Origin of the sequence: Streptomyces niveiscabiei (assembly GCF_033794345.1) — a bacterium.
Taxonomy (GTDB): Bacteria; Actinomycetota; Actinomycetes; order Streptomycetales; family Streptomycetaceae; genus Streptomyces; species Streptomyces niveiscabiei.
The window spans coordinates 289514-303437 of record NZ_JARAYJ010000008.1; the positions used below are offsets into that span (position 1 = coordinate 289514).

The following is a 13924-nucleotide window of genomic DNA, read 5'->3' on the forward strand; positions in this document are numbered from 1 at the left end:
GAGAGAAGACATGAAGTTCCACGGAGTGCTGTTCTTCCCGGTCACCCCGTTCGACAAGGACGGCGCCCTGGACGAGGACCTGCTCGCCCAGCACATCGACAACGGCGTCACGGCGGGCGCGGGCGGCGTCTTCGTCGCCTGCGGCACCGGCGAGTTCCACGCCCTCACCCCGGACGAGGTCGAACGCGCCACCCAGGTCGCCGTCAAGACCACCGCCGGACGCGTCCCGGTCCTCGCCGCGGCCGGCGGACCCACCCCGGTCGCCCGCGACCACGCCGTACGCGCCGCCCGCGCCGGAGCCGACGGCATCCTGCTGCTCCCGCCGTACCTGGTCACCGCGCCCCAGCGGGGCCTGGTCCGGTACGCCGCCGAGGTCACCGCCGCCACCGACCTCCCGACGGTCTTCTACCAGCGCGGGACGGCCCGCCTCAGCGAGGACACCGCCGCCGAGATCGCCGCCCTGCCCCGTGTCGTGGGCCTCAAGGACGGCCTCGGTGACCTGGAGCGCCTGCACCGCGTCGTGCGCCGCGTGCGCGCGGAGCAGCCGGAGTTCCAGTTCTTCAACGGGCTGCCCACCGCCGAGATGACCGCCCCCGCCTACCAGGGCATCGGCGTCGACCTCTACTCCTCGGCCGTCTTCGCCTTCGCCCCCGAGATCGCCCTCGCCTTCCACCGGGCCCTCGCCGAAGGGGACACGGCTCTCGTCGCCACCCTCCTCGACGAGTTCTACGCCCCCCTCGTCGCCCTGCGCGACGAGGTGCCCGGATACGCTGTCGCCCTGGTCAAGGCCGGAGTCAAGCTGCGCGGCCTGGACGCCGGCGGCGTCCGCGCCCCCCTCGTCGACCCGACCCCGGACCACCTCGACAGGCTCGCGAAACTCCTCGACCACGGACTGGAGACCGTCGCCGCATGAGCGCCACCCGCATCCGCGAACTGATCATCACCCCGATCGCGTTCTCCGACCCGCCGCTCCTCAACTCCAACGGCTGCCACGAACCCCTCGCCCTGCGGATCATCCTCCAACTCGTCCTGGAGGACGGCACGGTGGGCCTCGGCGAGTCCCCCGGCGGCACCGCACGCCTGGAGCGACTTGAGATCGCCGCCAAGACGGTCGTCGGCATGGACGTCTTCGACGCGACCGCGATCAGCGCCGCCGTCGACCAGGCGCTCCAGCCGACCGTGCCGTCCTCCCACGAGCGCGGCTGGACCCACTCCGCCGTCGAGGTCGCCTGCCTCGACGCCCAGGGCAAGCTCCTCGGCCGCCCGGTCAGCGACCTCCTCGGCGGCAAGGTCCGCGACTCCGTGCCGTTCGCGGCGTACCTCTTCTACAAGTGGGCCGAGCACCCCGAGCTGAACGGCCGCCCCGCGATCACCGACGACTGGGGCGCAGCGCTCGACCCCGCCGGGATCGTCGAGCAGGCCCGGCTCATGCGGGAGCGGTACGGGTTCACGTCGTTCAAGCTGAAGGGCGGCGTCTTCCCGCCCGACGAGGAGATCGCCGCGATCCGCGCCCTGGCCGAGGCGTTCCCCGGCCGGCCGCTGCGCCTGGACCCCAACATCGCCTGGACCGTGGAGACTTCGCGGTACGTGGCCGAACAGCTCGACGGCGTCCTGGAGTACCTGGAGGACCCGACCCGGGGCATCGAGGGCATGGCCGAGGTCGCGCGGACCGCGCCGATGCCGCTCGCCACCAACATGTGCGTCATCGCCTGGGAACACCTCAAGCCGGCCATCGAACAGAACGCGATCCAGGTCCTGCTGACGGACCATCACTACTGGGGCGGCCTGCGCCGCACCCGTGAACTCGCCGCCGTCTGCGAGGCGTTCGGCGTCAAGCTGTCCATGCACTCCAACTCCCACCTCGGCATCAGCCTCGCCGCGATGACCCACGTCGCCGCCGCGATCCCCAACCTCGACCACTCGTGCGACACCCACTACCCGTGGAACAGCGCCGACGAGGTCGTCGTGGGCGGCCCGCTGAAGATCGAGAACGGCGAGGTGAAGGTCCCGACCGGACCCGGCCTCGGCGTCGACCTCGACCACGACGTCCTGGAACGCCTGCACCGCCGCTACCTCGACTCCGGGATGCGCGGACGCGACGACACCGGCTACATCCAGAACTTCCAGCCCGAGTACGAGCTGAGGCTGCCGCGCTGGTAGGTCCCTAGACTGCGGGGCATGACACAGGAATTGGCCGCGGGGAAGTACCTGCTCATCACCAGCTACCGCAAGAACGGGACCGGTGTCCCGACGCCGGTGTGGGTGGTGCCCGACGGCGACGCGCTGGGCGCGTGGTCGGCGGCCGACTCCTGGAAGGTCAAGCGGATCAGGGCGCGCGGTGACGTGCTGGTCGGCCCCTGCGACGCCCGGGGCAACCCGACGGGGAAGCCGGTCGCGGGGACGGCGGAGATCTGCGACGCGGAGACGACGGCCCGCTACCGGACGCTGATCGCCCGGAAGTACGGGGTCCTCGGGCGGCTCACCCTGCTCGGGAGCAGGCTGCGGCGCGGGCTGGACGGCACGGTCGGAATCCGCATCACGCTGACATGAAAAAAAGAGGGGTACGAGCCGCACGGCCCGTACCCCTCATCTCATGCGCGATGTCAGGACGCGTCCGTCACTGTCCCGACGACCCCCGTCCCCGGGAGCTCCTTGCCGTCCTCGTCGGTCAGTACGGCCCGCACCGACTCCACCGGCTCGGTCACCGAGTCCTTGACGGTCCGTATGTCGAAGTCCCCGGTGGTCTTCCCGGCCTCGACGGCCACCCACACCCAGACGTCCGCCTGGGACAGCGCGCGCTCCGGGTCGGGCTTCTGGCCCGAGTAGTCCGCCAGCCACTGCGGATCGACGTCCTTCGTGGACAGTTCGGTCCCCTCGGTCACCGGCACGAGCCGGATCGGGTGCCAGATGTCGACGTCCACGGCCGCCGACTGCGTGACCCGCCACAGCAGCGTGCCGCCTTCGGTCACCTTGTCGGTCACCGGCACCAGCGTCGCCGTGGGCGCCGGGTCGTCGTTCTTCGCGGTGACCCCGCCCCGGTGCTTGCCGACGACCGCGCCGCGCACCGCCTTGACGGCGATGTCCTGCTGCCGGTCGGGCCCGAACCGGGTGTCGCCCTTGACCGTCACCGGTACGTCGATGGTGTTCGCGCCCGGCCGGACGGTCACGACCTTGTCCGTGGCCTTCCCGGACGCGGCGTCGAGGACGTAGTAGCGGACCTGCCCGCTGCCCTTCCCGGACACCTTGACCGGGATCCGGTAGGTGCGCGTCCCGGAGTCGCCCTCCAGGACGGTGAGCCGGCCGACGTCGACCCGCGGCATCGCGGCGACCTGCGCGGCGGGGGTACCGGCACGCCAGCCCCACGCGTCGATCAGCCACGCCTTGCCCGCCTTCGAACGCGGCGTGATCTCAAGGGACTTGATGCGCTTCAGGTCGAAGGTCTTCGCCGTCTTCAGCGGGACCCGCACCTCGCGCGCCCAGTAGGACGCGGTCTGTGCGGAGCCGGGCAGCCCGTCCACGGTGACCCGGCCGAGCCCCGCGCGCCGGTTCGCGGAGTCGACGAGGGTGACGTCGAACTGCGTGCCCCGGGTGTTCGGCGGGACGAACAGGCGCAGGGCGACGGAGGAGGAACCGGCCAGCGAGAGCGGCTTCGCGGAGGTGATCCGCGCGGCCGTACCCGGCTTGGTCCAGGAGACGGCGACCGCGCGACGGCCGCTCTCCCGCTCGGTGTCCCACTGCGCGAAGTGCGGCGAGGAGCCCTTGGCCCGGTCGAGCCCGCAGCCCTTCTTCGCGTCGGGGGTGACCTCGTCGCACAGCCGCGCGCCGGACACGCTCACCGTGCCGTCGGGCAGGAACCCGGCGCCCCGGTTCGCGCCGACCGCGTGCGTGAGGACCTGCGCCTTCCCGGCGGAGGCGGCGCGCACGGCACTGCCGTCGAGGAGCGGGCGGACCCGGTCGTCGCCGCCGACGAACAGGCGCGCGGCGGCGGCGATGTAGACCGCGCCGGCCTGGTGCTGCTGGTCGGCGGTGAGGCGGGTCGCCTTGCCGGGGGTGCAGACCGGGTCGGGCTGGTCGGGGTCGCTGCCGAAGTCGTCCCAGGCGGGGGCCTGCGCCTTGCCCGGCGTCCACTCCGTGTTGAAGAAGTTGTGGTTGGCGCCGGCCACGTACACCGCGCTGTGCAGCGCCTTGCCGTTGCTGACGCCGCGCGTGCCGTCGACGTACACCTCGCCCTGGAGGTCGGAGACGTCGCCGTCGCAGCCCGGGAGGATCGTCGCGGACGGGACGTCGGCCACCGGGTTCTGGCCGAAGATCGTCGGTCCGATCAGGACGGTGCCGCTGATGTGCCAGCGTGCCTTGCCGGGCGCGCCGTCCTCGGCGGGCGGCGGCGGGTAGAGGCTGTCCATCGCCGCGCGGTTGACGCCCTCGCCGCCGCGCGAGTGCCCGACGAGGAGCACCTTCGACAGGTCGGTCTTCGGCGCGCCGCGGACGACCGCGGGTGCGGACGCCGGCTTCGCGGCCCAGTCCGCCCAGTCGGCCAGGTGGCGGCGGACCAGCGAGGAGCGGGCCTGGGCGCCCGCGTCCTCGGCCTCCCAGTCCTGGCCGTTGATGCCGTTCGCGGAGATGGAGACCGTCACATAGCCCTGGGACGCGAGGAGTTGCTGGTCCTTCACGTACCCCTGGTAGCTGGGGATCTCCTTGAAGCCCTTGGCGCACGGCCAGTCACCCGTGACGGCGTCGTCGCCGCCGCCCGGCTTGAAGCACGTCGAGTGGCGGCCGTGCAGGAACAGCGCCACGGGACGCTTCCCGGCGGCACCCTTCGGCGCGATCACCAGGCCCCGCATCTCCACGGGCACCTTGAAGCCCGGGAGTTTCACGGAGGGCAGGGAGTACTCGCCGCGCGTCGTGCGGTACGGGCCCGGCTTGCCGGGGTCGACCGGGTTGGCCGGCGGCGCGGGGGCGGCCTGCGGGGCCGCGGTCTGCGGGGCGGCGAGGGAGGGCGAGGACCCGGGCTCCTCGGCGTCCAGGCGGCGACCGCTCGCCTGCACCTGGAGCCGCGTCAGCTGCTCGGCCTGCGCGGCGTCGTCGAGGGGGAGGGTGAACGTACGGCCGTCGGCGGCCGGTTCGGGCAGGCCCAGGAGCCGGCCGTTCGCGTGGAACTCCACGCGCGCGTCGCCCATGGGCACGGGCTGCGGCGCGCGCCACAGCAGATCATGGCCGGATATTCGCCAGCCGGGCGGAAGCGTGTTCGCCGCCTGCGGCGCGTCGTGCGCCGCGGCCAACCCCGGTGAACCCGCCAGGACCGCGAGCGCGGCCACAGCGGTGACACCTATTCGCCGGGAACGGGACAAGGGAGTTCCCTCCTCGCACATGGAGTGCGGGCGTCCCGTCGGAACCGGGTGCCTCGCACGTCACTGAGGATGCGAAGCATGTCCTATGGGTTGACTGTGGGAACTCTGTTCGGATCAACAGCCGATGCTTTCCGGCCAGTTCTGAAACTTTCAAGAAGCTGTCTGGCCGGACGCCCTGTCAACTACCAGGACCGGTACGGCTCGTCGACGAGCTGGAACACCGGCTCGCCCCGCACCGGGTCCTGAGCGGTCGTCAGCCGCACCCGGTCCCCGCTGTGGATCCCGATCGCCGGTCCGATGACCCGGCCGCGCACGACGAACCCCTCGGCCATCTCGACCATCGACACGTTCCGCGCGGCCGGGGTGTTGCGGTGCACGACCGTCGTGTGCCGGACGGTGCCGGTGCCCTCGGCGCGCTCCGTGCGCAGGTCGCTGCCCCGGCACACCGGGCACAGCAGGCGGTGGTACATCGCCGTACCGCAGTAGTTGCAGCGCTGGTAGAGGATCGCCTCGTGCTCGGCGGCGCGCCGGTCGAGTACGGCGGCCCCGCCCGCCGCCCGCTGCGTGGCGTTCGTGTGGTGGTACACGCTGATCGACTCCCTGCGCTCGCCCGGACGGAACACGAGCAGCGTATGGCACTCAGTGCCAGCCGTAAAGGCACTGCGTACCCCGGAAAGCCGCGTTTCAGCCGCGGCCGAGGGTCGTCTCGATCTCCTGGACCACACGCCAGAGCGGCGCGCCCCGCCGGGAGACGACCACGACGACGTCCTCGGCGTCGTCCTGCGCACGGGCCGCGGGCGCGGCTTCGGGGGAGGCGTAGGTCGACTGGACGTACTCCAGCGCGTGGTCCACCATCGCGCTCGCGTCCCCCGTACCGTCCGAACGCAGCCACGACCGCAGGGCGTTGTTGTGCGCCGCGACCACCGCGGCGGCGATGACGTCCGCGCGCAGGATCCCGTCCGGGAGCCCGGCGAACCGCTCGCGCAGATACTCGGCCAGCGCCCGCTCGTACCGCCACACGACCGACAGCTCGTAGGCCCGCAGCCCCGGGACGCGCTTGGTGAGCCGGTAGCGCTGGACGGAGAAGGAGGGGTTCTCGGCGTACATCCGCAGCACCAGGCGGGCCGCGTCGCACACCCGCCGCACCGGCTCGAACCCCGGCTCGTCCTCGGCGAGATACGCCGTCATGTCGGCGAGGCACCGCTCGTGGTCGGGGAAGACCACGTCCTCCTTGGACGGGAAGTACCGGAAGAAGGACCGCCGTCCGACCCCGGCGAGCGCCACGATGTCGTCCACCGTGGTCTGCTCGTACCCGCGCTCCAGAAACAGCCGGAAGGCCGCCGCGACCAGCGCGTCCCGCATGGAGGGCTTGCTCATGGCAGGGAACGTAGCACGCGATGGCACTCAGTTCCCTGCCCCAGGCCCTGTCGTCACATTCCCGCCTGCCGGGCGACGCCTGCCACGCGCATCTGCGGCGTTGTCGTCGGTTGCCGACGCTCCGCGTCGACGCCCTCCTCCGCCTTGCAGCTGCACGCGTCAGACGCCGCCCGGCCCGCCCTTCGGGCGGACGACGGGAATGTGACGACAGGGCCTGCGGTACTGAGTGCTACTGCCGCTCCGCCGCCTCGACCACGTTCGTCAGCAGCATCGCCCGCGTCATCGGGCCGACCCCGCCGACCGGCGGCGAGTAGGAGCCCGCGACGTCGCTGACGTCCGGGTGGACGTCGCCGAGGATGCCCTCGACCGTGCGGGTCAGGCCGACGGACAGGACGGTCGCGCCGGGCTTGATCCAGTCCGGGGTGACGAGGTGGGCGACGCCGGCGGCGGCCACCACCACGTCGGCGACGCGCGCGTGCGCGGCGACGTCCTGCGTGGCCTCGTGGCACAGCGTCACCGTGGCGTGCTCGGTGGAGCGCGTCAGCATCAGGCCCAGCGGGCGGCCGACGGTGATGCCGCAGCCGATGACGCAGAACTGCTGGCCGGTGATGGCCACGTTGTTGCGGCGCAGCAGGTCGATGATGCCGCGCGGGGTGCAGGGCAGCGGGCCCGGGATGCCGAGGACCAGCCGGCCGAGGTTGGTGGGGTGCAGGCCGTCCGCGTCCTTGCGCGGGTCGATCAGTTCGAGGACCGCGTGCGTGTCGATGTGCGCGGGCAGCGGGAGCTGGACGATGAAGCCGGTGCAGGCCGGGTCCTCGTTGAGGCGCAGCACGGCGGCCTCGACGTCCGCCTGCGAGGCGTCGGAGGGGAGTTCGACGCGGAGGGAGGCGATGCCGACCTGCGCGCAGTCGCGGTGCTTGCCGCCGACGTAGGAGCGGCTGCCCGGGTCCTCGCCGACCAGGATGGTGCCGAGGCCGGGGGTGATCCCGCGCTCCTTGAGCGCACTCACCCGCTGGGCCAGCTCGGTCTTGATGTCGGCCGCAGCGGCCTTGCCGTCGAGAAGTGTCGCGGTGGTCACGGGAGGAGAAAACCCTTCGGGACGAAGACGCCGGTCGGGAGCCGGTGACGTCCTCGGCCCCCGTACGACCATGGTACGTCGCCCGAGTGGAGGATCCCGCGCCGGACGGATTGTGCGGTCGTACGAAAATCACCCGCGACCCGCCGATCACCCGCGACCCGCCCGCCTCGATGAACCGCTCCCGCCACCCGCCCGTATCTCTCCGGAGGGATCCGAGGAGAGGGGAGACCGGCGTGCCGACACCGGAGACCAGCGGCGAACCGTTCGAGCGTGAGGTCCTGGAACCCATCGTGGTGCTCAGGCCACGCCGCACCGACGCGCTCGCGGACCTGTTCCGCGAACTGACCGAACTCAGCGTCGACGACCCGCCGGGCCAGGAGAGGACCCGCGCCTACGAGGCGGTGAACGTCTCGAAGGAACCGGAGACCCAGCGCATCCCGCCACCGCTCCCGCCCCTGCCCCCGCGCCGCCGCCAGGCCCCGCCCCCACCGCCGCCCGCCACCGGCAAGGGCGTCCGCAGAGCGGCCGGGGTCATCGCGGTCTCCGCCGCAGCCCTGGTCGGCTTCGCCGCCGCGATCCTCCTGCTGCCCGGCCGCCAGAACGACGCGGCGGCGGCCCAGCCCCCGGTCAGCAGCGCCCCCGCGCAGCAGAACCCGGCCCCGACCCCCACCCCGAGCGCCCCCGCCCAGGACCCCGACGGCGCCGGCGTCCTGCGGGAAGGCGCCACCGGCCCCGAGGTCGTCACCCTCCAGGAGCGCCTGCGCCGCATCCCGAACGTGTACGACAACGGCGCGACGAACGGCGAGTACGACGCGACGCTCACCGAGGCCGTCGCCCGCTTCCAGCTCTGGTACGGCATCCGGGGCGACGAGTCCGGCGTGTACGGCGACAACACGCGCCACGACCTGGAGGCGCGCACCTCCTGACGTCCGGTACCGGCGTTAGCGGCTGTTTTAACGGCTGCCTCAGCGGCGCAGGGCGGCGGAGGCCGACCGGGCGGCCAGCGCCTCCGCGACCGCCCGCACGCCGCGCGCCAGGTGCTGGAGCTGCGTCAGCTCGGCGGCGTACATCTTGATCGTGTGCTCGATCGCCGCCTCGTGCAGACCGAGGGCCGGCAGGTCGGCGCGGGCCGTCTGGAGCGCCGTGCGGGCCACCCGGACCTCCTGCTGGACCTGGAGGTGCGCGTGCCGGGCGAGCAGGACGGGGTGGCGCAGCAGCGCCGGATAGCCCGCGTACCGCGCGGGAACCAGTTCGCGCAGCCATTTGACGGCGGAACGCTCCCAGTCGTAACTGCCGGGCGTCTTGACGTGGCGGGGCCAGTCCGGGCTGAGGCGCGTCGTCGTGAGACTCATGAGCATGGCTTCCGATGTGCGGCGGTGCGACCGGAGCAGTATTTATATATGCCGCCACCTTTGCAAGACGTATGGAAACATTCACGGTCTCGTCGGCGGAACTCCACGCTCCGGTCACCGGCCCGCAAGCGGGGTCAGTCGGGCAGGAAGAACTGGTGCCGGTCGGCGACCTGCTCGTACTCCTCCAGCCGCGCCTGCGTCCGCTCGGGGCCCGCGTCCGTCATGGCCTGGAGCAGCGCCGCCGCCATCACGCCCGGCGCCGCGTACGAGTCGAACACCAGCCGCGACCCGGTCCCCGTCGCGAACACCGCGTCCGCCTCGTCGGCCAGCGGGCCCAGCGCCAGGTCCGTGATCAGCGCCACCTTCAGGCCCGCCCCGCGCGCCACGCGCACCGCCGTCAGCGTCTCCTGCGCGTGCCGGGGCATCGAGAACGCCAGCACCCACGTCCCGCCCGCCGCCCGGGACTGGAGCAGCGCGTCGTAGGCGACGCTCCCGCCGCGCGTCACCGGCCGCACGTCCGGGTGGACCCGGCGCGCCGCGTACGTGAAGTACTCCGCGAGCGACGCCGAGATCCTCAGGCCCAGCACGGTCAGCGGCGCCGACTCCGAAAGCCCCCGGCCGACCTCGATGACCTGGTCCGGGTCGGCGAAGTCGCGGCGCAGGTTCTCCAGGTTGCGGATCTCGGCGTCCACCGCCGCCTGGAGCTCGTTGCCCCGGTTCACCTCCGCCGTGCCGTGCGCCCCGAGCGCCAGCGCCTGGAGCCGCTCCCGGAGCGCCGGGTACCCGCTGAAGCCGACGGCCGCCGCGAACCGGGTCACCGAGGGCTGGCTCACCCCGACGCGCTCGGCGAGGTCCGTGATCGACAGGAGGGACGCCTCGGTGAGGTGCTCGATCAGGTACTGCGCGATGCGCCGCTGGCCGGGGGAGAGGTGCGGACCGTCGAACAGGGCCCGCAGCTGCGAGGCCGGCGAGAGTTCCGTCTCCGGCACGGCCTTCCCCGAGGTGATCGCCGACGCCTGCGCCCGTGCCTGCTGCTCCGAGGGCCCGGAGCCTCCTCCTGTGTCTCCCACGCGCCTCAACATAACCCAGGATCACCGCCGGTAGACGGTGATCGAGTACCCCACCTCGTCCACCGCCCGGCTGGTCCGCAGCAACTCGGCGAGCCGCCCCCGCGCCTTCGCCGCCGCCGAGTCGGAGACGACCAGCAGACCTCGGACCCGCTCCGCCGGCACGGCCAGCGGATCGCTCGCTTCGATGCCGTAGTACGACGGCACCCCGGCCCCCTTGTACACGAGCCACAACGGCTCACCCCGGTACTTCTCCGCGAGCCGCCCGAGGTCCTGCCCCCAGTCCACGTTGGAGTCGTGCAGCCGCAGATGCGTACGGGACGGACCCCCGAACGCCTCGTTGGAGTACGGCAGATAGTAGGGAAACGTCCGCAGCGAACTCACCGCGACGAACGCCACCAGCGCGTAGACCACCCACACCCGCCTCAGCGTCAGCGCACAACCCGCCGCCACGGCGAGGAACATGGGCACGAACACCGCGTACCGCGTCCCCAGGTCCCGCGCCCCCGTCATCGCCGACGCCAGCAACACCCCCGCCGGGACCAGCACATACACCGCGGCGCGCCGCAGCCTCGGCACCGACAGCATCGCCACCGCCCCCGCCACCCACAGCGCGATCATCCCCAGCGGCGTCTTCACCAGCAGCGCGGCCGGCAGGTAGTACCACCGCGACCCGGTGTAGAGATGCCCGAACAGGAACCCCTGCCACGGCCGGCTCTCGAACCCGAACTGCACCCGCATCCCGTCCCGGTACGACTCCGGCACCGGCAGCAGATCCACAACCAGCCCGCGCAGACCGCGAGTTGACGGAATCTCACCCGGCGCCGGACTCCACCGCAGCCGGGGATCGACGACGAGATACGACACCCACACGACGGCGAACGCCGCCACCACGACACCGCACGCGCCCAGCAGCGCCCTGCGCCGGCCGGCCCGCCACAGCGACACCACCGCCAGCCCCGCGAACACCGGCACAGCCGTCAGCGCGCTCATCTTCGTCGCCAGCGCCGCCCCCAACGCCGGCCCGGCGAGGGCGAGATACAGCCGAGGGCTGCGGTCCGCGCGCCATAACAGCCACGCCGACGTCAGCAGGAACCCCGCCGCAGGGACGTCCAGCGTGGCCAGCGAACCGTGCGCGATCACGTCCGGCGAGAACGCGTACAGCGCGAGCGCGACGAAGGCCGCCGCGCGCCCGGCGACGTCCCGCGCGAAGAAGAAGACGACCAGGCCGAACAGGAGCGTCAAGGCGATGACGGGTAACCGGGCCCAGAACATCACGTCCCAGGGGTCGTTGCCGGACTCGTACAAGAGGTGACGGCCCAACGCGCCCTGATCACCGGTGAATCGCGGATCGACGTGCGGACCGGCGACGGCCACCCCGAGGGCCACGATCAGCTTGCCCAGCGGCGGGTGCTCGGGGTTGTAGCGGACCTCGTGCGCGTGCAGGTAGTCGGCGGCCGTCCCGACGTACACCGGCTCGTCGATGGTCGGCGTCTGCTGAACGGCCGTCGTCACCATGGCCGTCGCCATCTGGGCCAGCAGCAGGAACACCAGCAGGGGGACCAGCCAGGGGCGCCGACGGGCCCGGACGAGCGCCGGGGGTTCTCGCAGAAGAGTTGTGCTCGCCATCATCCGCCCTAGATGACCGTACGGGGTGGGAGCGGCCCGCTCTGTCCAGACTAGGCCGCTCCCACCCCTCAGTACGTCACCGCTTCACGAGTCGTACCGACAGACCGTCCGCCGTGTAGTGGGGTACGGCGCGCAGGTGGGCCGAGTTCACCTCCACCTTGTCGAACTGGCCGCGCAGCTGGGCCGCGTGGAGGACCCGGACGACCGTGCCGGCGGCCGGCGGCTGCTTGGCGTCCAGGCGCAGCACCAGCTTGGCGCCCCGCTCCAGACGGGCGCGGCCGGAGACGGTGAGGACGGCGCCGTGGCCCTTGCGGACCGTCAGGTCGAGCGTCGCGGCGCCCTGCGTCCAGCTGCCGCGCACCCGCACCGGCTGCGGGGCGCCGAGCGTGCCGCCCGCGAGGGTGACGTGGCCCTGGCCGAGCGCGTTGGCGTGCCCGGCGACCAGCGTGCCCTCCTTGACGACCGTGCCGCCGTGGTAGCGGTTGTGGCCGGTCAGGGTGAGCGTGCCGGAGCCCTTCTTGGTCAGGCCGCCGGCGCCGTCGATGTCGTTGCGCCAGGCGTCGGCCGCGTGGAAGCCGTGCTTGGCCGCGTCCAGGGTGACCGTGACGTCCGACTCGAAGGAGCCGTACCCGTCGGCCGCCGCGAACAGGTTGAGGCGGCCCCACTGCTCGAAGCCGTCCAGCAGGACGTACCCCGACTCCAGCGCGGTCGTCCGCAGCACCGCGCGGCGCTGCTCGGCGCTCAGGTACGGCTGGCGGGTCTCCAGGAGGACCTCGGCGCCCTTGGGGACGGTCAGCGGGTAGGAGCGTCCCTCGCGGGGCAGGACGTACGTCAGCTTCGGCTCGACCAGGCAGGCGTTGGCCTCGCGGTGGGCGTACCGGTCGGCGGCGTCCGCGTGGGCGTACGCGTACAGGGTGTCGGCGTCCGTGCCGGTCTTCGCCGTGAAGTAGGCCAGCGCCTGGGCGCGCGCTGCGGCCTTCAGCTCGGCGTTCGCCGGGTCGGCGAGGGTCGCGGCGGCCAGCGCGGTGGCCATGATCCGGCCGCCGATCACGTCGACCGTGGAGTGCATGCCGGACATGATCCGGGTGTGGCTCAGCTCCAGGGCGCGGGTCACCAGCTCCTGGAAGCGCTCCGGGACGGCGTACGCGTAGGCGAGCGCGGCCAGGTGGAAGGCGTTGGTGTGGCCGCTCGGGTAGCCGCCGTCGTCCTTCGGCGACATGTTCCGCTGGCGCAGCAGCTGCGGGACGACGAGGACCTTCGAGTCGTAGACCGGGAAGCCGAGGTCGTCGGTCCTGCCGGTGTCGACGACCTGGCTGTTCTCGTTCATGCGCCACGGACGCGGGTACTGGTAGGCGTACTTGCCCGGGTTGCCGGACGCGTAGTTGCCGCGCACGGTGTCGACGAGCGTGGCGACCAGGCCGAGGTCCGAGTCGTGCGAGCCGGCGCCGAGCGCGGAACCGGCGGGCGCGTCGGCCGGGACGGCGTCGTCGATCTTCGCCGGCGGGATGCCGTCGGGCGCCGCGGTGATCGAGGTGACCGCCTTGGCGCCGGAGCGGTAGAGCGGGGCCAGCGGGCCGAGGCCGCCGATCATCGCGTAGCTCTGGTGCTGGCGGTCGTAGACGAACGCCTCCTTGCCCTGGGCCTCGGTGCGCGCGTGCGTGAGCCGGATGCTGTAGCGCACGTTGGCGCGCAGCACCTCGCGGTCCAGGACGGTGCCGGTGTTCCAGGCGTCGCCCGTCTTCCAGACCTTCGCCATCCCGCCGAGGACCCGCACCACGGCGTTCGTCTCGGGCGTCAGGTTCGCCATGACGTTCGTCTTGTAGGCGTCGACGAACGCCGCCGGCGCGGCGGTCGCGGCCTTGGCGTCGGCGGCGCCGAGCCACGACACCAGCGTCGGCGCGGCCACCAGAGCGGCCGAACCGCCCACGGACGCCTTGAGGAAACGCCTTCTGTTCACTGCGGCGGGGGACGACATGCGTGTGCCTCTCTGGAAGTGACGGAGATCGTGCGATCGGGTGCGGCTCGGAGGCAGCTGCCGTCGACTGAGCCGGGTGATGCGTACCAGCGAAGATC

At 72.5% G+C, this 13924-nt stretch carries 12 protein-coding genes; 4 read left to right on the forward strand and 8 right to left on the reverse strand.

The window, feature by feature from the left end; all coding sequences use genetic code 11:
• Positions 1–10: 10 nt before the first annotated feature.
• The 3 genes from PV682_RS14455 to PV682_RS14465 are packed head-to-tail and all read left to right on the forward strand — an operon-like array spanning position 11 to position 2550.
• Positions 11–913 carry a 5-dehydro-4-deoxyglucarate dehydratase gene (locus PV682_RS14455; RefSeq protein ID WP_319729505.1) on the forward strand — a complete coding sequence of 301 codons (903 nt, stop codon included), beginning with the start codon at positions 11–13 and terminating at the stop codon, positions 911–913.
• A complete protein-coding gene (locus PV682_RS14460; RefSeq protein WP_319729507.1) occupies positions 910–2160 on the forward strand; it encodes a glucarate dehydratase family protein in 1251 nt (416 codons plus the stop codon). The genes PV682_RS14455 and PV682_RS14460 overlap by 4 nt, the downstream gene beginning before the upstream one ends.
• A gap of 18 nt (positions 2161–2178) precedes the next feature.
• Positions 2179–2550, forward strand: a complete 372-nt coding sequence (locus tag PV682_RS14465) for a PPOX class F420-dependent oxidoreductase (protein WP_319729509.1) — start codon at positions 2179–2181, stop codon at positions 2548–2550.
• Positions 2551–2603: 53 nt separating this feature from the next.
• Here the strand turns inward: PV682_RS14465 and PV682_RS14470 are convergent, their stop codons facing one another.
• The 4 genes from PV682_RS14470 to PV682_RS14485 form a co-directional block, all read right to left on the reverse strand.
• On the reverse strand, positions 2604–5369 hold the full coding sequence (locus tag PV682_RS14470; RefSeq protein ID WP_319729513.1) for a dienelactone hydrolase family protein: 2766 nt from the start codon (positions 5367–5369) through the stop codon (positions 2604–2606).
• Between the two features lie 161 nt (positions 5370–5530).
• Positions 5531–5935, reverse strand: a complete 405-nt coding sequence (locus tag PV682_RS14475; protein WP_319729515.1) for a Zn-ribbon domain-containing OB-fold protein — start codon at positions 5933–5935, stop codon at positions 5531–5533.
• Positions 5936–6032: 97 nt separating this feature from the next.
• Complete coding sequence (locus PV682_RS14480) at positions 6033–6710, reverse strand: TetR family transcriptional regulator (RefSeq protein ID WP_319729596.1); 678 nt, start codon at positions 6708–6710, stop codon at positions 6033–6035.
• 244 nt (positions 6711–6954) lie between these two features.
• Positions 6955–7803 (reverse strand): bifunctional methylenetetrahydrofolate dehydrogenase/methenyltetrahydrofolate cyclohydrolase, encoded by an 849-nt coding sequence (locus tag PV682_RS14485; protein WP_109363225.1) that lies wholly within the window; start codon positions 7801–7803, stop codon positions 6955–6957.
• 233 nt (positions 7804–8036) lie between these two features.
• Here PV682_RS14485 and PV682_RS14490 point away from each other — a divergent pair, with 233 nt between their 5' ends.
• Positions 8037–8729: a peptidoglycan-binding domain-containing protein gene (locus PV682_RS14490; RefSeq protein WP_319729520.1), complete on the forward strand. Its 693-nt coding sequence runs from the start codon at positions 8037–8039 to the stop codon at positions 8727–8729.
• Positions 8730–8768: 39 nt separating this feature from the next.
• On the opposite strand, the gene PV682_RS14495 is transcribed toward PV682_RS14490, so the two are convergent.
• The 4 genes from PV682_RS14495 to PV682_RS14510 all read right to left on the reverse strand — a co-directional run bounded on the left by PV682_RS14495 (position 8769) and on the right by PV682_RS14510 (position 13826).
• Positions 8769–9161, reverse strand: coding sequence for a hypothetical protein (locus tag PV682_RS14495; protein ID WP_319729522.1), 393 nt, complete (start codon positions 9159–9161; stop codon positions 8769–8771).
• Positions 9162–9289: 128 nt separating this feature from the next.
• Positions 9290–10225: a MurR/RpiR family transcriptional regulator gene (locus PV682_RS14500; protein ID WP_319729524.1), complete on the reverse strand. Its 936-nt coding sequence runs from the start codon at positions 10223–10225 to the stop codon at positions 9290–9292.
• A 21-nt stretch (positions 10226–10246) separates the two neighbouring features.
• The gene (locus PV682_RS14505) at positions 10247–11851 is read right to left on the reverse strand and encodes a phospholipid carrier-dependent glycosyltransferase (RefSeq protein ID WP_319729527.1); all 1605 of its coding nucleotides are present in this window, start codon (positions 11849–11851) and stop codon (positions 10247–10249) included.
• Between the two features lie 76 nt (positions 11852–11927).
• Positions 11928–13826, reverse strand: a complete 1899-nt coding sequence (locus PV682_RS14510) for a phosphatase PAP2 family protein (protein WP_319729529.1) — start codon at positions 13824–13826, stop codon at positions 11928–11930.
• Positions 13827–13924: the final 98 nt, after the last annotated feature.

Excerpts from the sequence above, each read along its gene's own strand:
- PV682_RS14470 (WP_319729513.1), bottom strand. The coding sequence starts at position 5,369 with ATGTGCGAGGAGGGAACTCCCTTGTCCCGTTCCCGGCGAATAGGTGTC.
- PV682_RS14455 (WP_319729505.1), top strand. The coding sequence starts at position 11 with ATGAAGTTCCACGGAGTGCTGTTCTTCCCGGTCACCCCGTTCGACAAG.
- PV682_RS14505 (WP_319729527.1), bottom strand. The coding sequence starts at position 11,851 with ATGGCGAGCACAACTCTTCTGCGAGAACCCCCGGCGCTCGTCCGGGCC.
- PV682_RS14480 (WP_319729596.1), bottom strand. The coding sequence starts at position 6,710 with ATGCGGGACGCGCTGGTCGCGGCGGCCTTCCGGCTGTTTCTGGAGCGC.
- PV682_RS14460 (WP_319729507.1), top strand. The coding sequence starts at position 910 with ATGAGCGCCACCCGCATCCGCGAACTGATCATCACCCCGATCGCGTTC.
- PV682_RS14465 (WP_319729509.1), top strand. The coding sequence starts at position 2,179 with ATGACACAGGAATTGGCCGCGGGGAAGTACCTGCTCATCACCAGCTAC.
- PV682_RS14510 (WP_319729529.1), bottom strand. The coding sequence starts at position 13,826 with ATGTCGTCCCCCGCCGCAGTGAACAGAAGGCGTTTCCTCAAGGCGTCC.
- PV682_RS14495 (WP_319729522.1), bottom strand. The coding sequence starts at position 9,161 with ATGCTCATGAGTCTCACGACGACGCGCCTCAGCCCGGACTGGCCCCGC.